Origin of the sequence: Desulfobaculum xiamenense, assembly GCF_011927665.1 — a bacterium.
GTDB lineage: Bacteria > Desulfobacterota > Desulfovibrionia > Desulfovibrionales > Desulfovibrionaceae > Desulfobaculum > Desulfobaculum xiamenense.
The window spans coordinates 534741-554100 of record NZ_JAATJA010000002.1; the positions used below are offsets into that span (position 1 = coordinate 534741).

Sequence of the window (19360 nt, forward strand, 5' to 3'; positions counted from 1 at the left end):
GGTGACGGTTGCGTCATCAGATGAATATTTCACGAAGGAGAGACGAATGGACAATCCAGTGCAGGCATTCAGGAGCGGACGTCTGGAACAGGTGGCCAAGGCTCTGGAGCGCAACGGCTTTGCGGCTACCGTCGTGCCCGACGAGAACGCCGCCCGCGAGCTGGTGCTCGGCTCCATCATTCCCGAGCTTGTCGCGCAGGGCGCGAAGGTCGCGGCCTTTGGCGGTTCCGTGACGGTCGTCCACTCCGGCGTGTACGAGGCCGTGAAGGCGCACCCGGATCTCGAAGTTCTCGACACCTACGACCGGACCGACCCCGCCCATACCCTCGAACTGCGGCGGCAGGCGCTTTTGTCCGACATTTTCATCACCGGCACCAACGCCGTCACCGAGGATGGCAAGCTGGTGAATCTCGACGGCACCGGCAACCGCGTGGCCGCGCTGGCCTACGGGCCGCGAAACGTCATCGTGCTTGTCGGCGGCAACAAGGTCGTGGCCGACGTGGACTCCGGCATGCGCCGCATCCGCGAGTACGCCGCGCCGGTCAACGCCATCCGCCTCGACCGCAAGACCCCGTGCACCAAGACCCTGCACTGCGAGGACTGTTCCAGCCCGGACCGCATCTGCAATTCGTGGCTGGTGACGGCCAAGTCCGCACCGAAGAAGCGCATTCGCGTCGTGCTCATCGACGCGGAGGCCGGATTCTAGGTGGCGGTCGGCATGCCCTTCGCAACCCCGCCGTGGGACGCGGCGATTTTCGATGCCCTGCACTTCGGCACGCGAAACGCGGTGTTCGACGTGCTTATGCCGCTGGTGTCGTCACCGGCTTTTCTGTGGCTGACCGTGGGCCTTGCCGTGGCCGCCGGTTTGCGCAACCGGACGTGGAGCCGCCGGGCCGTGGTGTTCGTCGCCCTTGTGGCGTCCCTCGCCCTTGCCGACGCGGGCACCAACGTGGTTAAGAAGCAGGTGGGGCGGCTGCGGCCGCTCAACGCGCTGCCCATGGTCCATTATCACGAGGACGGCGAGTGGCGGCAGCGCCCAGCGGATTTCGTGCCAGTGAAGCCGCGCGGCAATTCCTATCCCTCGGCCCATGCGGCCAACTCCATGGCCGTGGCCTGCGTGGCGCTGTTCTTCTGGCCCCGCGCGGTGCGCTTCGCGTGGACTTTGCCGTTTCTGGTGGGGTTCTCGCGGGTGTATCTGGCCAAGCACTATCCCACGGACGTGGCCATGGGCTGGCTGTTCGGCGTGGCTGTGGCCTGTTGCGTGTGTGCCGCGCTCACCGCGCTTCGTGTGCCATCGCTTGATGGGGCGTCCCGGCCGGACGCCTCGCCGCCCGTGCGGACCTGATTCGCATTCCAGAGCCTGAAAATGATTCGGCCCGCCCTCGCACTGTCGCGAAGGCGGGCCGAAATGTTTTTCGTGCCGGGAGCTGGGTCACTCGTCGTTGTTCATGACGCTGGCTCCACGGCGGGAGCGGTACAGCCGGAAGCCGATCCACGTGGAGGCCACGAAGAGCACCACGCTTAAGGTGATGCGCAGGGCCGGGTCCACGTTGAAGCCGCTACCGAGCAGGGCGAAGATGAGCGTCTGCGGAATGAAGCCCAGCGCGGAACCCGCGAGGTAGGGCGTGGCGCGTACGCCGCTCACACCGGCCAGCAGGTTGGTGAGCAGATTGCTGCCCACGGGCATGAAGCGGATGACGAGGGTGGTGCTGAAGGTGTTTCCGCGCAGGAATTCGTCCACCTTGCGGATGCGATGGCCGAAGCGGCGCGCCACGAAGGAGCGCCCGAACAGCCGTGCGTAGAAGAAGGCCATGGCGCAGCCGATGGCGGTGCCGAGCGTGCCGAGGGCCGTTCCGGTTACGAATCCGAAGGCGTAGCCGCCGAGGAAGCTCACCACCTGTCGCGGCAGGCCCACTGCGGTGAACAGCGCCGCCGCGAGGGTGAACATGCCAAGCCCCGCCGCGCCGTGTCCGCGAATGTGCGTGTCGATCCAGCGCTCGTCCATGGTTCCGCCGAGGTCCATGGCGTTGAGCAGCGCGCCAGCCGCGACGAGCACGGCCAGCATGACGAATCCTTTGAAATAGGCGCGGGCCTGTTTGCGATCCAAGTGCAGCTCCCGAAAATTGGGGACGGTGATATCAGCTCCGTCGTCCCGGCTGGGCGGGGCGGCGCAGATACAAAAGGAGAGAGGCGCACGCCGCGAGGCATTGCCCCGTGGCGAGCACGATGTCGTGCCGATGCCATGCCGCCGCAAGGCAGCAGAGCATGCCGATCACGGCCGCGAAGATGGCCGGTGGCCTCGGTCGGTCGTGCAGGATGACCTGTGCGGCGAACCATCCCTGAAGGGTGAGGCCTGCGGCGAGCGCCCACCAGGAATGGTCCGTCGGCATGACGGCTAGTTGTGTTCCTTGATGCGGTAATTGGCGAAGCGCTTCTGCATCCAGCACACGGCGAAGAGGTCGTAGGACGAGGCCACCAGCCGGTCCCACGTGCCGTACTTGCTTTCGCCGTGGCGGCGCGGGCGGTGGTTCACGGGAATCTCCACGACCTTCGCGCCCTGCATCTTCATGAGGGTGGGCAGGAAGCGGTGCATGCCGGTGAACATGGGCAGCCTGCGGGCCATGTCCGTGCGCATGAGCTTGAGCGAGCAGCCCGTGTCGCGCACGGTCTCGCGGGTCAGGCGGTTGCGCACGCCGTTGGCGATGATGGAGCTGACGCGCTTGACCAGCGTGTCGCGCCGGGTGGCGCGCCAACCGATGACCATGTCCGCGTCGTTGGCCGTGATGGTCTCCACGAGCTTGGCGATGTCCGCCGGGTCGTTCTGGAGGTCTGCATCCATGGTGATGATGACCTCGCCGGTGGCGGCGGCGAACCCGGCTCCGAAGGCTGCGGACTGGCCGCAGTTCTTCTCGAACGCGAGATAGCGGACGTGGGAATCGTTTTGGGCGAGGTTTTTCATGACGGCGAGGGACGTGTCGGTGCTCGCGTCATCGACGAAGATGGTTTCCCACTCCAGGCTCAGAGGCTCGACGGCCTTTCTGATTTCCTCAAACAGTATGGGCAGGTTCTGTTCCTCGTTGAAAACGGGGATGACCAGTGATACGCTTTTGATATCGATCATGACCGGACTGGGATAGTCAATTTGGAAAAAGTTGTAAATAGTGTTTGACAATCGTCAGACCACAGGTGTAGACACTCGTTTCTCGACAGCGTTGCGGGGTGGAGCAGCACGGTAGCTCGTCGGGCTCATAACCCGAAGGTCATAGGTTCAAATCCTGTCCCCGCTACCAACGATCATCCGAGCCTCGGGCTTTGGCCCGAGGCTCTTCTCATCACAACGGATGCATCCTGTCGAGAATGATTTTCCCCGGATCGACGAAATCGGAAAATGTCCGAAAAAGTCCTTGCCAAGGGAAGATCGAAAGCGTAGACACGCTTTCGCAACAGCGTTGCGGGGTGGAGCAGCATGGTAGCTCGTCGGGCTCATAACCCGAAGGTCATAGGTTCAAATCCTGTCCCCGCTACCAAAGATTATCAAAGGGTCTAGCACTTAGTGCTAGACCCTTTTGTTTTTGGGCCGTTAGTCAAGCCTGCAATAGATCCTAATTGTATGAGCTTCTCTGCAGGGATAGTTGAGCTGGACAGGGAGAATTTTTGAATATTGTTTGCGGTCAGGTGGGCTCTAGAATAAACCTATTGGGATCTTACACACTAGCCAACCTAGGATGTGGTGCTGGATGCGTATCATAGATAGCGCTATGAGTATCCATGTGGTCGAGGTTCTGCGGGCGGTTAAGTGTTGGTGCTGGGCCTTGTGCGAAAAGTTGCTGATCGTTGAGGGCGCGTTTTGACCCAGGTGGGATTCGTATGTGATTTGCAAGTTAGATAGAACCACGGGTTTGTGGATCACACAGCATTTCCTTGGGCGAGTCGGGAGTGGCGATATCTTAATTGGTGAGAATGGCGAAAAAGAGGAGGAAAGCAAAATGGTAAAATATGATAAGCAAGAAATTATGAAGACAATTTATGAACTTCAAGCGGATTCTGATGGAGGGGTTTTTGTTGATGAGATATTGCAAGCAATGGGATTGTCAGATTGGGAGCTTGGACCGTTTTCAGAGTTTTGCGCCGAGATGTCTAGGGAGGCGTACTTGGTCGCAATTGACGGTGGTGTTCGTTATAGTTTGACTAGGGAAGGGAAAGCGCAAGTAGAGATGCTAATTATGTAATATTATGCATATTCCATAGCGCTTAAGTGAGATTACTGAAAGCATATAATTGTCGATGCATATGTGATCAAAAGTGGATATACAGGCATGCTCATGATTCCATAATTGAATTCTGAGATTGAAGTGTGCTTCGTAACTCAATTCATTTTGTTACTATCAATGAATTGCTATCCTTGTTTTCGTTCCGTTGGGTGTGCCGAGATTTAGGTGGCCGCTCAGGTAGACAATAGGGTGGAAGGCTTCTTGCCTTTTTGTGTTTGGTTGAATTATACCGCGTGCGTCTCGGCCATCCTGAAGCGATTTTGCAATGATTGACCGCGTCGCCGCTAGCCATTCTCTTTGTCGCGCTAGTTTTTCGAGTTGTGCGGTAAAGTTTTCTGCCGCGGGTGGGAGAACCCATAGTTTTAATAGTTTGTTGGGAGAAGAAGGCCCTGTCAGTGGATCTGGGGACAACTCCCCGATCCCTCATAAGTTCCCCCCCCCGCCCGTCTGCCCCATCCGGAAAGGTGCGCGCGCACCCGTTGCCTTCCGGGCCGGGTTCGGGCAATGTGCGCGGCGTGCAGAGTGATTTGATCATCAGGAGGACGATGTGCAGATAGAGGTGCTTTTCAGCCAGTGGGACCAGTATGAGCTTCTGGATTCCGGCGAGGGTCGCAAGCTCGAACGCTTTGGCGAGGTGATTCTCGTTCGCGGGGAGCCGCGCGCGTGGTGGAAGCCGAGCCTGCCCGAGCGCGAATGGAACCGCGCCGTGGCCATCCATGACGAGCGTAACTGGACCTTCAAGCCCGGTGCTCCGCGTGAGTGGCTGCTGCCTTGCAACGGCAACACGCTGCTGGCTCGCTTCACCGAGACCTCCAAGCATGTCGGCGTGTTTCCCGAGCAGTGGCCCCACTGGATGCGCCTTGCCAAGCACGGCGAACCCGTGCGCGACCGCAAGCCCCGCCTGCTGAACCTCTTCGGCTACACCGGCGCGGCCACGCTGGCCGCCGTGCGTGCGGGATTCGAGACCACCCACGTGGACGCCTCCAAGCCCGCCATCGCGTGGGGCCGCCGCAATCAGGAGCTTTCCGGCCTGAAGGACGAGAACATCCGCTTCCTGCTCGACGACGCTATCAAGTTCGTCAAGCGCGAGGTGCGCCGTGGCAACCGCTACGAGGCGGTGCTCCTCGATCCCCCGGCTTTCGGGCGCGGTCCGAACAAGGAATTGTGGAAGGTGGACGCGCAGGTGGCCGATCTGCTCGCCGACTGCGGACAGCTCTTGTCCGATGATGCGCGGCTCGTCATCCTGACCATGTACAATACCAACGCCTCGGCGCTCATGCTGCGCAATCTGCTGATCGACGCCATGCCCCATGCGGGCGGGAGCATCGAGATCGGCGAGCTGGCGTTGGCTCATTCCAGCGGCGACAAGGTCCTTCCGCGCTCCCTGTGGGGCGTGTGGCAGGCCTAGCGTTTCGCATTCGCATTTTTCGAATGATCGAAGGCCCACCGGCGCGTGTCGGTGGGCCTTCTTGCGTGTGTGGGGCGGTTAGCGATTGAAGATGTGCAGGTAGCGGGCGTAGCCTTCGCGCTCCATGTCCTCGCGCGGGATGAAGCGCAGGGCGGCGGAGTTCATGCAGTAGCGCAGGCCGGTGGTGGGCGGTCCGTCGTCGAAGACGTGGCCGAGGTGGTTGTCGCCGTGGCGGCTTCGGACTTCGGTGCGCACGGAGAACAGCTTGCGGTCCTCACGCGTGACGATGTTCGCAGGCTCCAGCGGGCGGTCGAAGCTCGGCCAGCCCGTGCCGGAGTCGTACTTGTTCGTGGAGCTGAACAGCGGTTCGCCGGAAAGGACGTCCACGTAGATGCCGTCGCGCTTTTCGTTCCAGTAGGTGTTGTGGAAGGGGCGTTCCGTTCCTTCCTCCTGTGTCACTTCGAATTCGAGGGGGGAGAGGAGCGAGCGAAGGGCCTTGGCGTCGGGCTTCTCGTAGCTGGTCCATGGGCCGTCGCTGGCCGTGGTGTTCGTGGTCATGGCCGTCACCGCCTTGTCGGTTGTCTGGTCCGGCGCGGTGCCCGCGTCCCGCGTCCACGCGCTGGTGAGCGGCAGGGCGAGCAGAAGCGCCATGGCATAGGCAAGAGGCTTCATGGTCAACCTTCCGTGTTGCGGTTGGTGCTTCATAAAAAATGATGCCGCGCGCCGAAAAGTCAACGCCGGGCGCGAGGGGTGGGCGCGCGTGAGCATGCGAAAGGGGCCGTAGGACGGTGTGTCCTGCGGCCCCTTGGCGTTTCGGATGGCGGCGGTGTTCGCTAGTCTTCGAGGAAGTAGTCCACGGTGGTGACCACGCGGACGTTCTTGATTTCCGGAGTGTTGGCGTCGCGGTTGGTGATGGTGAACAGGCCCTGCGTGGCGCGGCGGATGGAGCCGACCTTGCTTTGCGAGTCCTTGGCGAACTGGCTGGCGGCGTCGCGGGCGTTCTGAGTGGCGTCGGCGATCATCTTGGGCTTTATGGCGTTGAGTCCGGTGAAGCTGAATTCCGGCTGGCTGCCGTAGTCCTGCGCCAGCGCGACGCCAGCGGTGACGAGCTGGCCGGATTCGGCCATGGCCTTCTTGACCTCGGCCACCTTGGGGGTGTGCACGGTGAGCGTGGCGCGGGCCGAATAGCGGGCCAGCGGCGGCCTGTCGGACACGTAGCCCTGTGCCTGATAGTCGGTGATCTGCGGGACGCTGCGGCCGATTTCCTCGGCGGTGAAGCCGCGCTTGGCGAGGAAGGCGGTGACGGTGGCGTCGGCGGCGTCCAGCTCTTCCTGCAACTTGGGCAGGGAATTGGCGCTAGCGGTGAACACGATGGGCCAGATGGCGAGGTCCGCCTGCACTTCGCATTCGGCGAGGCCCTTGACCGTGACGTAGCGCTCGGCGGCCTTGAGGCGCACCAGTCCGTCCGAGAGGAAATATCCGGCCATGGCGAGGCCGATGGCGATGGTCGCGCCGAGGATGAGCGCGGCGCTGCGGGAGTGGTTCATGGTTGTCCTTCTCTTGAATGATGGTTGCCGAAATTTTGGTCAGTCTAATCCCGTGTGGAGCCGAGGTAAAGATGGCCGGTGACGGCGCGTGCCGCAAGGCCTTGCGCGGGCGGCTCACACCCGCCACGGTCCGGCTGGCGGCTCGGGAAAGACGATGTAGCGGCGTCCGGCGAAGTTGAGGGCGAGGCCCATGAGGTCCGCCGTGATCTTGGAGCAGGTTGGCGACGCACCGGCGGCAACGAGCGTCTGCATGATCGTGAGGTCGAACAGGCCCACCGCTGCGACGACGCCCGCATAGACCGCCAACTCTCCTGCCGCGCCCCAGCGTACGCCGTGGCGGAAGAGCAGGGTGATGCACAAGAGGTAGTTGGCCGCTGCGGCGACGACGAAAGCCCCGACCACCGAGGCGGTCAGCCCGGCCCCGGCGCTGGAGAGTAGCCAGAAGACGACGAGGTTCGCCAGCGCGCAGGCTCCGCCGATGAACAGGTACACGAGGAACTGGATGGGCACCGGGGCCTTGTGGGCGCTGTAGCGCAGGATGCAGTACAACGCGCGAAGCCCGTCCTTCCAGTTGATCTTCTTGCCCTCAAGGGTGGTGCGGCCGTGGTAGGCGACGGCCATCTCGTACACGCGAAGGCGCATCTGTGCCACCTTGGCCGTGACCTCCGGCTCGAAACCGAAGCGTTCCTCGCGCAGGTCGATGGACTGGATGACTTCGCGCCGGAAGAGTTTGTAGCAGGTTTCCATGTCCGTGAGGTCGAGGTCTGTGAACAGGTTGGAGAGGAAGGTCAGCCCCTTGTTCATGAGGCTGTGCCAGAAGTGGAGCACCCGCCGCGCATGGGGCTTCAGGTAACGCGATCCGAAGACCACGTCTGCTTCGTCGTCCACCAGCGGCTTCACCAGCCGTCGCAGGTCCTGCGGGTCGTATTCGAGGTCCGCGTCCTGAATGGCCACGAAGTCCCCGGTGGCGTTGGCGAAGCCGGTGCGAAGCGCCGCGCCCTTGCCCATGTTGCGCTCGTGGGCGAGCACGCGGATGGCCGGCTCCTTGGCGGCCAGTTCCCGCGCCACGGTGAGGCTGGCGTCCGTGGAGCGGTCGTCCACGATGAGAATTTCGAGGGAGAGCATGTCGTCGCGGATGGCCAGCAGGCGCTCCATGCAATGGGCGAGGGTCTTTTCCTCGTTGTAGCAGGGGACGACGACGGACAGGGTGAAGGCGTGGTCGAACATGTCGGCTCCGTGTCAGCGTGAGGGGGTTGGACTGTGGGCGGTATCGTCGGTGGGGTCGCCGTCTGGGCGCTTTCGCCGCGCGGCCACGCGTTCCGCAATGCGCGACAGACCCGCTCCGGCGACCATGGCCACCAGCGGAACGACGGGCGCGCGGAAGCGGTCCACGCTCATGGGCCCGGCGGACAGCGCAAGCAGGCATGCGGCCAGCGCGAGGGGCAAGACGATTTCTGCACGGGGCAGGCGTAAGCGCCCAGCCGTGGCCGTGTGCGGAGTGCGGCATTCTGTGGCAAATCCGTATAGCAGAAGCCCCCATAGCGCGGCGAGGTAGGCGCTACCTGCGGCGAGGCTCGCCACGAGGAGGCGCTCCTCGCGCAGGACGTGGGCGATGAAGTCCCCGAGGGGCATGCTGACGAACTTGTAGATGATGCCGCTGCCGCCGTGGCGCTGGCCCAGAAGCTCCGGGATGTGGCCCGTGGACGATTGCAGCAACAGCGGCAGCGCCCCGCGTAGGCCCACGCGCAGCGCGGCGGCGGGGTGCTCGGCGAGGATGCGCAGCCCCTCGCGGCGCATGAAGACGTGGCGCTCGCGCGGGGGGAGGGCTGCGGCGAGGGCCTGATGTTCGTGGCGAACCGTCTGCCAGTCCCGTCCGTCATGCACGGCCAAGACGGCGGAGGCGATGTATTCGTAGAGGGCGTAGTCCGCCGCGGTGGAGAAGCTCGGCATGTCGGCGAGGCGGGCGTTGCGCTCGGTCCATGCCCCGGTGGCGATAATGTGCGCGACGAGCATGAGCGCCACGAGGGCGGTGCGAAGCGGCAGGGCCCGGCGCAGCAGCGTCACAATGGCGCAGGCGGCGGCCACCCATGGCAGGTAGAGGGCGATAGGGCGGATGAAGGTCGCGACGGTGAGCATGGAGAAGCCCGCGCACAGGGCGGCGGCGCGCACGCGTCCCGCTCGCAGGCCGAGGAGCATGCACCATGTGGCGCAGGCCACGGCGAGGGTGAAGGGAATTTCGGTCATGATGCGGCACGCGTTGATGAGCAGTGTGGGATTGAAGAGCACGAGGAAGAGGGCTGCGGCGGGAGCGTGTGGGCGATCCGGGAATGCGAGGGCCGTCATGCGCGAGGCCACGATGCCCGTGAGGCCCAGTAGCAGGAACTGCATGGCCGGGACGAGCAGCAATCCCGCGTCCCCGCCCAGAGCGTACAGCGGCAGAAGCAGCAGCGGATAGCCCGGCGTGCGGAAGGTTTCCGGCCCGTCGTCGGTGGCGAAGCGCCCTTCGGCGAGCATGGTCGGCAGCGGAGCGACGTAGCTGTGCGTGTCCGGCGTGATGGGGAAGGATGGATTCACAGCGGAAATAACGTGCAGGAATGCGAACGTTGCGAAGATGAAGAGCGCGAGTGCGACGCGATGCGGTGTCGTCATGTGGCTCCTGATGCTCGGTTGTGGGAGTGGGATGGGCCAGTGTAGACCACGGGCGGAATCAGTGCAATGGGGCGAGAGAAAATTGACGTGTGCGAACGGGCGGTTGCATGCGGAAATGCTGGCGCGTCCGATGCGTCGTGCCAGCGCGAGCGGCGCGACGTGGCCGCTGGCGCGTGCATTGGCCCATGGCGCGGCAACTAGGCCTTGCCTTTGTGCGCGGTTTGAGAAATCATCAGCGCAATTCGAATTCAGGCCACAAGGAGACAGGACGTGCCCAGCGAGAAGAGTCTTGAACTGATCAGGAAGTACGTGGATAAATATCTCGGGAAGACCGGCACCTTCACCCATCCGGAACCGGAGGTGACCGAGGCCGTTGTGCAGGGCCTCGCCGCGCACGTGGACACCCTCGGCAAGCCGCTGTGTCCCTGCCGCTTCTATCCGGACAAGCAGGAGGAGATCACGCGGCGCACATGGATCTGCCCCTGCGACGACATGCAGCAGTACAAGTACTGTCACTGCATGCTGTTCGTCTCCGAAGGCGGCCTGCCCATCACCGAATACCTGCCCGAGGATCACGACGGCCGCCAGAGCTACGGCGATGTCGCCGATCCGTCCCCGGACAAGGCTCCGCGCTGCAAGCGGGGCAAGTGATTTCACCAGACGCAACAAAGCCTCCCGGTCGCGAGACCGGGAGGCTTTTTCGTGTTGGTGACGCTGTGAGGGGTCGCCGCTTGCGTCGGGCTATTCGGCCATGGCCAGCGCTTTGCCCTCGCGCACGCGGCGCATGGTGCGCACCGCGCACATCCGTCCGCACATGGTGCATGAGTCCTCGACCTCGGGGGCTGATGCCTCGCGGTAGCTGCGCGGGCGTACCGGGTCGATGGCCAGCTTGAACATGCGGCACCAGTCGAGGTCGGCCCGTGCGCGGGACATGGCGTCGTCGCGCTCACGCGCGCCGGGCAGGCCCTTGGCAATGTCCGCCGCGTGGGCGGCGATCTGCGTGGCGATGATGCCTTCCTTCATGTCGTCGAGGTCGGGCAGGCGCAGGTGCTCCGCCGGGGTGACGTAGCACAGGAAGTCCGCGCCAGCCGCTGCGGCCACGGCTCCGCCGATGGCGGCGGTGATGTGGTCGTAACCGGGGGCGATGTCCGTGACCAGCGGGCCGAGCACGTAGAACGGCGCGCCGTGGCACAGGCGCTTTTCCATCATCACGTTGCCGGGAATCTCGCCAAGGGACATGTGTCCCGGCCCCTCGATCATGACCTGCACGTTGTGCGCCCACGCCCGCTTGGTCAGTTCGCCAAGGGTGATAAGTTCCTCCACCTGACAGGCGTCGGTGGCGTCATGCAGGCAGCCGGGGCGGCAGCCGTCGCCGAGGCTCAAGGTCACGTCGTGGCGCTCGCAGATGTCGAGCAGCCTGTCGAAGTGCTCGTAGAAGGGGTTTTCGCGTCCGTTCTGCTTCATCCACGCGTAGAGCAGCGACCCGCCGCGCGAGACGATGCTCGTGATGCGCTCCGTGCGGTCGAGGCGTTCGGCGGCGGCGCGGGTGAGCCCGGCGTGGATGGTCAGGAAGTCCACGCCGTCCTCCACGTGGCGTTCCACCACGCGGAAGAACTCGTCCACGCTGATGTCGGCCAGTTCCTTATCATAGAAGCCCACGGCGTCGTAGATGGGCACGGTGCCGATCATCGCCGGGGACATCTGCACCAGCCGGGTGCGGAATTCCTGCGTCTTGCCGAAGCAGGAGAGGTCCATGATCGACTCCGCGCCAAGCTTCAGCGCGTGGCGGACCTTGTCCAGTTCCCGGTCCACGTCGTTGGCGTCCTTGGAGATTCCGAGGTTGACGTTGACCTTGGTGCGCAGGCCCTGTCCGACGCCCTCGGGGTCGATGGCGGCGTGATTGCGGTTGCAGGGGATGGCCACGGTGCCCGCAGCCACGCGGTCGGCGAGGTCCTCGACGCGTACGCGCTCCTTGCGGGCCACGGTTTCCATCTGCGGGGTCACGATGCCCTTGCGGGCGGCGTCCATCTGGGTGGTGTAGCTCATGAGTGCTCCTTCGCCTCCGCCATGGCGCGGCGGATGGCGTCTATTTTCGCGCCGATGTCCTCGGCCTGCGTGATTTCTGTGACCATGGCCACGCAACGCGCGCCACGGCGCACGATGTCGGCCACGTTGTGTTCCTTGATGCCGCCTATGGCCACGAAGGGAATCTCCACGTTGGCGGCGACCCATTCCAGATACGTAAAGCCCACCGGCTCGCAGACGTCCTCCTTGGTGAAGGTGCGAAACACCGGGCCGACGCCGATGTAGTCCGCTCCGCAGGCCACGGCGGCGCGCGCCTGCTCCGGCGAGTGGGTGGACAGGCCGATGGCCATATCTTCGCCCACGAGCCTGCGCACGGACTCCACGGGCAGGTCGTCCTGCCCCACATGCACGCCGTCCGCATTGACGAGCATGGCGATGTGCACGTCGTCGTTGACGATGAAGGCCGCCCCGGCCTGGCGGGTCATTTCCCGAATGGCGAGGCATTCCTTGTATTTCTCGCGGGCGGATTTGGTCTTTTCGCGGTACTGGACGAGGGTGACCCCGGCGTCCAGCATGGCGCGGACCACTTCGATGCAGGACCGCCCGCGCGAGAAGCGCTGTGCCGTGAGGCAATAGAGGTCCGTGTCGAGGATGGTGCGCCGGGTGATGGGTCTGGTCATGCGCGGTGCTCCTTCAGGAAGTGGGCGAGTACGATCTCGGCCTGCATGGCCGCTGCCATGCCCACGCCGGGGGAGAGCGGCGGCAGCTCGTCGCACGAGGACCGCATGTCGCCCACGATGAACATGGTGGCTGCGAAGCGCGTGACGTCCATGCGCCGCGCCGCATTGCAGCCCGCTATGCCGCTGGCCCCGACGTAGAGGCCGATCTTCGGGCCGATGGTCGTGGCGAGCATGGCCTTGGCACGTGCGTCGTCGAGGCATTCGACCACCGCATCGCAGCCCGCGAGGATGCGCGGCGCGCTCGATTCGTCGAGGCGTTCGCGATGGAGGTCGAGGTGGAGGTCCGGGCGGATGGCGCGCAGGTTGTCGGCCAGCGCGTCCACCTTGGGCATACCGGTCTGGCTGGCGAAGAAGAACTGCCGGTTGAGGTTGGAGGCGTCCACGCTGTCGAAGTCGCACAGCGTCAGGTGCGTGAAGCCGCTGCGCACGAGGTGCATGGCGCAGTTGGAGCCAAGGCCGCCCGCACCCGCGATGCCCACGCGGACGCGGCCCAGCGCGGCCAGCGCGTTTGCGCCGATGTGCCGGGCTAAGCCCTGCGTCACGGCGTTCATGGGCGGTTCCCCGCGACGTGCGCGTTCGGCTCCCAGTCTTTGTACACGGGCTGATACCCGCGCGAGCGCAGCATGGTCGAGAACTCCGCCAGGCCGCGATGGTCCGAGATTTCGAACTGCACGGTGTCGGCGTTGTCGTCCGATGCGTGGCCGCCCACGGCCGTGGAGACCCCGGCGCTCATGCGCGTGACGCCAAGGGGCACGATGTTGTCGCGGAAGGCCGGAGCCTCTCGGGTGGAGATGGTGATGCCAGCGAAGGGCAGGAAGATGCGCTGGGCCAGTAGAATCTGCACGAGGTTCGCGTCCGTGACGGCGGTGGCGGGCTGGAAGTGCCCGGCGTGCGGCCGCATGCGCGGAAGCGATATGGCCACGTCCGTATTCGGGTAGTGCCGCTGGAGGTAATCGGCGTGCAGGCCGGTCAGGAAGGCTTCGCGCCGCCAGTCCGGGGACAGGCCCAGAAGCGCCCCCACGTTCACTACGCGCATTCCGGCCCGGCATCCGCGTTCCGGTGCGCCGAGACGGAAGGCGTAGTCCCGCTTCGGCCCGGCGGGGTGCAGGCGCTCGTAGAGCACGGGATCGTAGGTCTCCTGGAACATGGTCAGCCCATCGATGCCCGCCGCCGCAAGCCGGGCGTATTCAGCCTCGGTCATGGCGAAGACTTCCATGGTCACGGAGGGGAACATCCCGCGCAGGATTTTTGTGCAGCGCTCCAGATAGTCCACGCCCGCCAGAGCCGGGGCGTCGCCCGTCAGGATGAGGAGCTGGCGCTGGCCCGAGGCGGCGATGGTCTCGCCCTCGGCGCGGACCTCGTCCATGGTCAGCCGCTTGCGGGCCACGCCGGTGCCCGCGTTGAAGCCGCAGTATACACAGCGGTTAGTGCAGTGGTTCGAGAGGTAGAGCGGGGTGAATATCTGCATGGTCCGCCCGAAGTGGCGCACCGTCAGCTCGTGGGCGCGCTGCGCCATTTCTTCCAGCAGTCCTTGCGCCGCAGGAGAAAGCAGCGTGAGGAAATCGTCGGCCGACGGCATGCTGCGGGCCATGGCGCGGCGGACGTCGTCCGGCGTGACGCGTGCGAAGAACGACGCGAGGTCGCGGTCCATGGTTGTGGCGCACAGCTCCGGGAAGCCCGTCATGGCCGGGCCTCCAGAAATCCTGTCAGCGGCGAGGATGCGCTGGCCGTGGTCCGTGTGGCTCCGGCTCCGGCGAGGAAGGCCTCGCGGCCCGCGCGCACGGCATCGCCAAAGGCTCGTGCCATGCGCACCGGGTCCGCGCTGGAGGCGATGCCCGTGTTGACCAGACAGGCCGCCGCGCCCATCTCCATGGCCTCGCAGGCCTGCGACGGCCTGCCCAGACCGGCGTCCACGATGACCGGCAGGCGCTGGTCGTCGATGAGGATGGCGATCATCTCCTTGGTGCGCAGACCCCGGTTGGTGCCGATGGGCGCACCGAGCGGCATCACCGCTGCCGCCCCCGCGTCGGCGAGGGTCCGCGCCACGTAGAGGTCCGGGTTCATGTAGGGCAGGACCACAAAGCCTTCCTTGGCGAGGATTTCCGTGACGCGTGCCGTCTCGTAGCCGTCGGGCAGCAGGTGGCGGCTGTCTGAGATGACCTCGATCTTGATCCAGTCTCCGCATCCGGCGGCGCGGGCGAGGCGAGCGATGCGCACGGCCTCCTCGGCGGTGCGCGCGCCGGAGGTGTTGGGCAGAAGCCGCATGCCCGAGGGGATGTGGTCCATGACGTTGCCTGTTGGCGCGCCGAGATCCACCCGGCGCAGGGCCACGGTGATGACCTGTGCGCCCGAGGCCTCGGCCACGGCGGGGATCAGCGCGTCGTCGCCGTATTTGCCCGTGCCGATGAACAGACGGCTGTCGAGTTGCACTCCGCCGATTTCCAAACGATCGTCCATGCTCAGCCTCCCCCCACGAAGCGCAGGACTTCCAGATGGTCGCCCTGCGTCAGTGTCGTTTGCGTGCATGTCTCGCGGGGCAGGATGTCCCCGTTGTGCTCCACGACCACGGTCAGGGGATCAAGTCCCAGTTGGTCGAGCAGCTCCTGCACGGTGGCGTTGTCCGGAATGGTCCGGGCCTCGCCGTTGAGTACGATGTCCATGGCGTTCCTCCGGGCGGACCGCTCGGCCCCGAGGGGGCGCTCTCCCTTCGGGCTTTTCCGTTGGCGTCGCGGTTCGCGTCGTTGTCTCGGTCGCGCTGGGAACCGTTGAGAGGCTGTATGCGCAACGACAGTGAGAGCAGTCTTTGCGTACGAAAAAACGACAGGCCTCCCCGGGGGAAGGCCTGTCGTTTCGTGTGGTGACATTGGCCGACGCTTCCCTCCGGCGGTATGAACCGCATCAGGTTCCAAGGGTCGGGAGCGAGCTCCCCTCTCAGCCTGTGTGGACAGGCCCCCCTAGCGTCTGGTGCCGATCCGCGAGGGACCGGCGCGCAGTCGAGAATATGGTGTTTCAATGAGCCGGCGCAGGGACGAAAAAAGGCCCGCCGGAAGGCGGGCCTCGAATGCGTGTGTCGATGTCCGGCTTCCCTACGGCAGTATCAACTGCGTCAGGTTCGAAGGGTCGGGACGCGGTCCCATCTCAGCCGCCTTGCGCGGCCCCCCTAGCACTCCGGGAACGCTAGGCGAAAACGATGGCGCTGTAAAGTCCCCTGTGCATGGAGTTTCGTGGTGCGGATGCGGGCGCTTGCGTCTGGGGGCGTCTTGTACTGCGCTGGGTGTGGCTTCGGACGGTTTGCCATTGCATGAAAAAAGCCCCCCGTCGCGTCGGGCGACGGGGGGCGTGCAATCGTTGGTATGTGCCGATGCCTAGGCGTTGGCCGTGGCGGGTTCCGCGTCCTCGAGCTGGTCGAGGGGGGTGCGGCACATCTCGCGGTCCAGCTCGCCTTCGAGGGCGGCCACGACCACGCCGGAGGTGTTGTCGCCCACGACGTTGGTCACGGTGCGGAACATGTCCAGCACGCGGTCGATGCCCGCCATGATGGCGATGCCTTCCAGCGGCAGGCCCACGGATTCGAGGACGAGGGTCAGCATGACCAGTCCGCTGCCGGGGATGCCCGCCGTGCCCACGGAGGCCAGCACTGCGGTGAGCACCACGGTGGCCTGCTGCATGAGCGAGAGATGCATGCCGAAGGCGTCGGCAACGAAGATGGCGCCCACGGCCTGATAGAGGGCGGTGCCGTCCATGTTGATGGTCAGGGCCAGCGGCAGGGTGAAGCCGGAGATCTTCTCGGGCACGCCGAGCTGGCGCTGAGCGCGCATGGAGAAGGGAAAGGCCGCGGCGGAACTGCACGTGGAGATGGCCACCAGTGCGGGCTCAAGGGCTTTCTTCATGAAGTCCAGCGGCGAAATGCGGGCCACGAGGGCCACGATGGCGCTGTAGGAGAACAGAATGTGGAGGGCGCTGGTGATGGCCACGGCGAGGATGACCTTGAGCATGGGCAGCAGGATGTCCGCGCCGTACTTGCCCGCGGTCCACGCGATGAGGGCGAAGACGCCCACAGGGGCCATGTTGATGACGATGTCGGTCAGCTTGAGCATGACCTCGGCCAGCGATTCGAAGAAGCGGCGGATGGGCTCGCCCTTCTCGCCGGTGAGGGAGAGGGCTGCGCCGAAGAGCAGCGCGAAGACGATGACCTGCAAGGCCCGGCCTTCGGCCAGAGCGTCGATGGGGTTGGTGGGCACCATGTTCACCAGCATCTGGGCCACGGTGACCGGCTCGTGACGGGTGACGGCTTCCACCTTGCCGAGGGTGAGCCCGAGACCGGGATGCATGACGTTGGCCACAAGCAGGCCGAGGCCCACGGCGATGGCGGTGGTCACCATGAAGTAGATGAGGGTCTTCATGCCGACCCGGCCCACCTTGCGGATGTCTCCCGCACTGGCCACGCCGTTGATGAGCGTGGCGAGAATGAGCGGCATCACGATGAGTTTGAGACACCGGATGAAGATGTCGCCGATGGGTTTGAGAACCGTCGCGTTTTCGCCAAAAACGAGACCGGCTCCGAGGCCCAGTGCAAGGCCGATGACAATCTTGTGGTAGAGTTTCATGCTGTAAGGCTCCTCCCTCGGATTCTTTTCCCGCAGGATGCAGCGGTTCCCTGCGGGGGGAGTCTAGTGACAATGTATTGCCTGTTTTGTCAAGCCCGGCGCGGATCGCGCGAAGGATGCCCCGCTGGCGATGTGTCCGGAATGACGTGGCTTCCGTTTTCGTGATTTTCTGAATGCAAGGCATTGTTGACAGCGCACCCGTTCTCCGAGACAACCGAAGGCTTCGGCGGGTCCGCGACGGGTGTTGCGGACGAAATCCCTTTCCCCATGGCTTGCGGAAGGCACATGATACAGAAGTCCAGCACGTTTCGCGTTCTGCGCGTCCATCTCGATACCGGCGTTGCCGAGGCGACGCTCTTCGATGGACGGCGCGAGCACCTCGGGGGCAGCGGCCTTGCCGCGGCCCTGTTCGGTGCGTACGGCGCGGCTGGACTTCCCGCCGGGCACCCCGAACAGCCGGTGATCTTCGCCATCGGCCCGCTGACGGGGCTCTTTCCCCTCATGAGCAAGGTGGTCTGCGGTTTCATGTCGCCCTATCACGGGCAGTACACGGAATCGCACGCCGGGGGGCGGCTGGGCATGGCCCTTGCCCGCTCCGGCTGGGACGCGCTGGTCTTCACCGGCGTGGCCCCGGGAACCTCCGTCGCCTGCGTGGACTGTGGCGGTGTGGCCCTGTGGCCCGCGCCCGAGTTGCGCGGGCGAGACGTCTTCTCCACCCTCGACGCCATGCACGAACGCCTCGGCGATCGCGCCGCCCGCGCCTCAATGTGCTGCATCGGTCCCGCCGCCGAGAACGGCTGCACCTACGGTTGCGTCACCGTTGATACCCATCGCCATTTCGGCCGCCTCGGCGCGGGAACCGCGCTGGCGTCCAAGGGCCTCAAGGCCTTTGCCGTGCTTGGCGACGGGCGCATCGAGCGTCCGAAGAGCGCGTCCTATAGGGCGCTCGTCGCGGAACTCGCCAAGGCGGCGGCGACCTCCCCGCTCATGGGCAAGTACCGCAATCCAGGTACGGCGGGCATCGTGGAGTCCATCAATGCCCTTGGCGCGTTGCCGTGGCGCAACCTCGAGGACAGCGCGGATACCGGGGCGGAGCGCATTACCGGCGAGGCGCTCATGAAGACCGTCTTCGTGGGCAAGGCCGCCTGCTCCGGATGCACGGCCGCCTGCATCCATCTCGCCCGCGTGGAACGTCCGTTCTGCGCCGCCCCCGCCGATCCGGACCGCATCAGCTACGACTACGAGCATATCTTCGCCCTCGGCTCCATGCTTGGCGTGACGGACCCGCACGATGTGATGGGGCTCATCCTCTGCGTGGAGCGGCAGGGGCTGGACATCATGAGCTGCGGCGTGTCGCTGGCGTGGGCCACCGAGGCCAGCGAGCGCGGGCTGGTGGGGCTTCGCGAGACGCTGGTGCCCCTGTCCTTCGGCGATGCGCCGTCCTACGCGCGGGCTATCGGCTTTCTCGGGTCGTGCGCCACGCCATTCTATGCGGCCCTTGGCCGGGGCGCGGCCCATGCCGCTGGCGAGTACGGCGGCAAGGAGTTCGCCTGCGTGCTGGGGCAGGAGATGTCCGGCTACGCCACGGGCGAGGTCTTCTTTGCCGCGCAGGCCCTCAATTTTCGCCATTCACACCTGGACAACCTCTGCTACTGCTACGACTACGAGCACTTCGAGCGCGACCCGCAGGCCGCCGTCAGGGTGCTTATCGACGACGAACGCCGCCGCACGCTGGTCAACTGTATGGTGGGCTGCATGTTCGGGCGCAAGATCTACACCACCGACGTCTTCGCCACCTGCCTCGGCGAGGTGGGCCTTGGCGATATCGCGCAGGATCTGCGTGGCGCGGCTACCCGCGTGCAGCGCCTGCGCTGGCGCACCCGCGCCGCCACGGGCTACGACCCCCGCACGGTGCGCATCCCCAAGCGTTTCGGCAAGGTGGTTACCGCGCGCGGCCCCGTGGACCCCGTGTACATGGAGGCCGTGCGCAGTGCCTATGCCTCCGCCATCCTCGAATTGTGCGCCCCCGAGGCGGCTTCCGGCGACATCGCCGCGAAGACCCTCGGTGGCGTCTCCCGCTAGCCCCTTCTTCAAGTTTTTGCCTGTCGCCTCG

Annotated in this window: 20 protein-coding genes, 2 tRNA genes and 2 riboswitches; of the genes, 8 read left to right on the top strand and 14 right to left on the bottom strand. The window is 65.0% G+C overall.

Annotated elements, in window-relative coordinates:
* Window positions 1–46 precede the first annotated feature (46 nt).
* Window positions 47–706, top strand: a complete 660-nt coding sequence (locus GGQ74_RS10270; protein WP_167941465.1) for a lactate utilization protein — start codon at window positions 47–49, stop codon at window positions 704–706.
* A 12-nt stretch (window positions 707–718) separates the two neighbouring features.
* Window positions 719–1345, top strand: a complete 627-nt coding sequence (locus GGQ74_RS10275; protein WP_167941466.1) for a phosphatase PAP2 family protein — start codon at window positions 719–721, stop codon at window positions 1343–1345.
* 87 nt (window positions 1346–1432) lie between these two features.
* Here the strand turns inward: GGQ74_RS10275 and GGQ74_RS10280 are convergent, their stop codons facing one another.
* The 3 genes from GGQ74_RS10280 to GGQ74_RS10290 are packed head-to-tail and all read right to left on the bottom strand — an operon-like array spanning window position 1433 to window position 3121.
* On the bottom strand, window positions 1433–2107 hold the full coding sequence (locus GGQ74_RS10280; RefSeq protein ID WP_167941467.1) for a TVP38/TMEM64 family protein: 675 nt from the start codon (window positions 2105–2107) through the stop codon (window positions 1433–1435).
* Between the two features lie 31 nt (window positions 2108–2138).
* Complete coding sequence (locus GGQ74_RS10285) at window positions 2139–2390, bottom strand: hypothetical protein (protein WP_167941468.1); 252 nt, start codon at window positions 2388–2390, stop codon at window positions 2139–2141.
* A 5-nt stretch (window positions 2391–2395) separates the two neighbouring features.
* Entirely contained in the window at window positions 2396–3121 is a 726-nt protein-coding gene (locus tag GGQ74_RS10290; protein ID WP_167941469.1) for a glycosyltransferase family 2 protein, read from the bottom strand.
* 92 nt (window positions 3122–3213) lie between these two features.
* Between GGQ74_RS10290 and GGQ74_RS10295 the strand changes: the two genes are divergently transcribed.
* From GGQ74_RS10295 to GGQ74_RS16500, 4 genes are all read left to right on the top strand, one after another.
* Window positions 3214–3290: transfer RNA gene (locus GGQ74_RS10295), tRNA-Met, on the top strand.
* Window positions 3291–3450: 160 nt separating this feature from the next.
* Window positions 3451–3527: transfer RNA gene (locus GGQ74_RS10300), tRNA-Met, on the top strand.
* 342 nt (window positions 3528–3869) lie between these two features.
* Window positions 3870–4229, top strand: a complete 360-nt coding sequence (locus GGQ74_RS10305) for a hypothetical protein (protein ID WP_167941470.1) — start codon at window positions 3870–3872, stop codon at window positions 4227–4229.
* A 589-nt stretch (window positions 4230–4818) separates the two neighbouring features.
* The gene (locus GGQ74_RS16500; RefSeq protein ID WP_167941471.1) at window positions 4819–5679 is read left to right on the top strand and encodes a class I SAM-dependent methyltransferase; all 861 of its coding nucleotides are present in this window, start codon (window positions 4819–4821) and stop codon (window positions 5677–5679) included.
* A 78-nt stretch (window positions 5680–5757) separates the two neighbouring features.
* Here GGQ74_RS16500 and msrB read toward each other — a convergent pair whose 3' ends face one another.
* The 4 genes from msrB to GGQ74_RS10330 form a co-directional block, all read right to left on the bottom strand.
* The gene (gene msrB / locus GGQ74_RS10315; protein ID WP_167941472.1) at window positions 5758–6351 is read right to left on the bottom strand and encodes a peptide-methionine (R)-S-oxide reductase MsrB; all 594 of its coding nucleotides are present in this window, start codon (window positions 6349–6351) and stop codon (window positions 5758–5760) included.
* A gap of 161 nt (window positions 6352–6512) precedes the next feature.
* Window positions 6513–7226: an SIMPL domain-containing protein gene (locus tag GGQ74_RS10320; protein ID WP_167941473.1), complete on the bottom strand. Its 714-nt coding sequence runs from the start codon at window positions 7224–7226 to the stop codon at window positions 6513–6515.
* A gap of 114 nt (window positions 7227–7340) precedes the next feature.
* On the bottom strand, window positions 7341–8453 hold the full coding sequence (locus GGQ74_RS10325; protein WP_167941474.1) for a glycosyltransferase: 1113 nt from the start codon (window positions 8451–8453) through the stop codon (window positions 7341–7343).
* A gap of 12 nt (window positions 8454–8465) precedes the next feature.
* The gene (locus tag GGQ74_RS10330; RefSeq protein WP_167941475.1) at window positions 8466–9875 is read right to left on the bottom strand and encodes a hypothetical protein; all 1410 of its coding nucleotides are present in this window, start codon (window positions 9873–9875) and stop codon (window positions 8466–8468) included.
* Between the two features lie 270 nt (window positions 9876–10145).
* Between GGQ74_RS10330 and GGQ74_RS10335 the strand changes: the two genes are divergently transcribed.
* Window positions 10146–10526, top strand: a complete 381-nt coding sequence (locus GGQ74_RS10335) for a ferredoxin-thioredoxin reductase catalytic domain-containing protein (RefSeq protein ID WP_342448611.1) — start codon at window positions 10146–10148, stop codon at window positions 10524–10526.
* A 90-nt stretch (window positions 10527–10616) separates the two neighbouring features.
* Here the strand turns inward: GGQ74_RS10335 and thiC are convergent, their stop codons facing one another.
* From thiC to GGQ74_RS10370, 7 genes are all read right to left on the bottom strand, one after another.
* The gene (gene thiC, locus GGQ74_RS10340; protein WP_167941476.1) at window positions 10617–11921 is read right to left on the bottom strand and encodes a phosphomethylpyrimidine synthase ThiC; all 1305 of its coding nucleotides are present in this window, start codon (window positions 11919–11921) and stop codon (window positions 10617–10619) included.
* The gene (gene thiE / locus GGQ74_RS10345) at window positions 11918–12580 is read right to left on the bottom strand and encodes a thiamine phosphate synthase (protein WP_167941477.1); all 663 of its coding nucleotides are present in this window, start codon (window positions 12578–12580) and stop codon (window positions 11918–11920) included. Before thiE ends, thiC begins: the two co-directional genes overlap by 4 nt.
* Window positions 12577–13191, bottom strand: a complete 615-nt coding sequence (gene thiF / locus GGQ74_RS10350; RefSeq protein WP_167941478.1) for a sulfur carrier protein ThiS adenylyltransferase ThiF — start codon at window positions 13189–13191, stop codon at window positions 12577–12579. The genes thiE and thiF overlap by 4 nt, the downstream gene beginning before the upstream one ends.
* Window positions 13188–14324: a 2-iminoacetate synthase ThiH gene (thiH, locus tag GGQ74_RS10355; RefSeq protein WP_167941479.1), complete on the bottom strand. Its 1137-nt coding sequence runs from the start codon at window positions 14322–14324 to the stop codon at window positions 13188–13190. The genes thiF and thiH overlap by 4 nt, the downstream gene beginning before the upstream one ends.
* The gene (locus GGQ74_RS10360; protein WP_167941480.1) at window positions 14321–15097 is read right to left on the bottom strand and encodes a thiazole synthase; all 777 of its coding nucleotides are present in this window, start codon (window positions 15095–15097) and stop codon (window positions 14321–14323) included. Before GGQ74_RS10360 ends, thiH begins: the two co-directional genes overlap by 4 nt.
* Window positions 15098–15099: 2 nt before the next feature.
* On the bottom strand, window positions 15100–15300 hold the full coding sequence (gene thiS, locus GGQ74_RS10365) for a sulfur carrier protein ThiS (RefSeq protein WP_167941481.1): 201 nt from the start codon (window positions 15298–15300) through the stop codon (window positions 15100–15102).
* Window positions 15301–15498: 198 nt separating this feature from the next.
* Window positions 15499–15606: riboswitch (TPP riboswitch) on the bottom strand.
* A 100-nt stretch (window positions 15607–15706) separates the two neighbouring features.
* Window positions 15707–15812, bottom strand: a riboswitch (TPP riboswitch).
* A 193-nt stretch (window positions 15813–16005) separates the two neighbouring features.
* Window positions 16006–17247: a dicarboxylate/amino acid:cation symporter gene (locus GGQ74_RS10370; protein WP_167941482.1), complete on the bottom strand. Its 1242-nt coding sequence runs from the start codon at window positions 17245–17247 to the stop codon at window positions 16006–16008.
* A 285-nt stretch (window positions 17248–17532) separates the two neighbouring features.
* Here GGQ74_RS10370 and GGQ74_RS10375 point away from each other — a divergent pair, with 285 nt between their 5' ends.
* Window positions 17533–19329 (top strand): aldehyde ferredoxin oxidoreductase N-terminal domain-containing protein, encoded by a 1797-nt coding sequence (locus GGQ74_RS10375; protein WP_167941483.1) that lies wholly within the window; start codon window positions 17533–17535, stop codon window positions 19327–19329.
* The last annotated feature ends 31 nt before the right edge of the window (window positions 19330–19360 follow it).

What these genes read in the sequence shown, in the direction of transcription:
- thiE (WP_167941477.1), bottom strand. Translation starts at nt 12,580, where the DNA reads ATGACCAGACCCATCACCCGGCGCACCATCCTCGACACGGACCTCTAT.
- GGQ74_RS10290 (WP_167941469.1), bottom strand. Translation starts at nt 3,121, where the DNA reads ATGATCGATATCAAAAGCGTATCACTGGTCATCCCCGTTTTCAACGAG.
- GGQ74_RS10360 (WP_167941480.1), bottom strand. Translation starts at nt 15,097, where the DNA reads ATGGACGATCGTTTGGAAATCGGCGGAGTGCAACTCGACAGCCGTCTG.
- GGQ74_RS10275 (WP_167941466.1), top strand. Translation starts at nt 719, where the DNA reads ATGCCCTTCGCAACCCCGCCGTGGGACGCGGCGATTTTCGATGCCCTG.
- GGQ74_RS10325 (WP_167941474.1), bottom strand. Translation starts at nt 8,453, where the DNA reads ATGTTCGACCACGCCTTCACCCTGTCCGTCGTCGTCCCCTGCTACAAC.
- GGQ74_RS10320 (WP_167941473.1), bottom strand. Translation starts at nt 7,226, where the DNA reads ATGAACCACTCCCGCAGCGCCGCGCTCATCCTCGGCGCGACCATCGCC.
- thiH (WP_167941479.1), bottom strand. Translation starts at nt 14,324, where the DNA reads ATGACGGGCTTCCCGGAGCTGTGCGCCACAACCATGGACCGCGACCTC.
- thiS (WP_167941481.1), bottom strand. Translation starts at nt 15,300, where the DNA reads ATGGACATCGTACTCAACGGCGAGGCCCGGACCATTCCGGACAACGCC.
- GGQ74_RS10285 (WP_167941468.1), bottom strand. Translation starts at nt 2,390, where the DNA reads ATGCCGACGGACCATTCCTGGTGGGCGCTCGCCGCAGGCCTCACCCTT.
- thiF (WP_167941478.1), bottom strand. Translation starts at nt 13,191, where the DNA reads ATGAACGCCGTGACGCAGGGCTTAGCCCGGCACATCGGCGCAAACGCG.
- GGQ74_RS10370 (WP_167941482.1), bottom strand. Translation starts at nt 17,247, where the DNA reads ATGAAACTCTACCACAAGATTGTCATCGGCCTTGCACTGGGCCTCGGA.
- msrB (WP_167941472.1), bottom strand. Translation starts at nt 6,351, where the DNA reads ATGAAGCCTCTTGCCTATGCCATGGCGCTTCTGCTCGCCCTGCCGCTC.
- GGQ74_RS10330 (WP_167941475.1), bottom strand. Translation starts at nt 9,875, where the DNA reads ATGACGACACCGCATCGCGTCGCACTCGCGCTCTTCATCTTCGCAACG.
- GGQ74_RS10375 (WP_167941483.1), top strand. Translation starts at nt 17,533, where the DNA reads ATGATACAGAAGTCCAGCACGTTTCGCGTTCTGCGCGTCCATCTCGAT.
- GGQ74_RS10270 (WP_167941465.1), top strand. Translation starts at nt 47, where the DNA reads ATGGACAATCCAGTGCAGGCATTCAGGAGCGGACGTCTGGAACAGGTG.
- thiC (WP_167941476.1), bottom strand. Translation starts at nt 11,921, where the DNA reads ATGAGCTACACCACCCAGATGGACGCCGCCCGCAAGGGCATCGTGACC.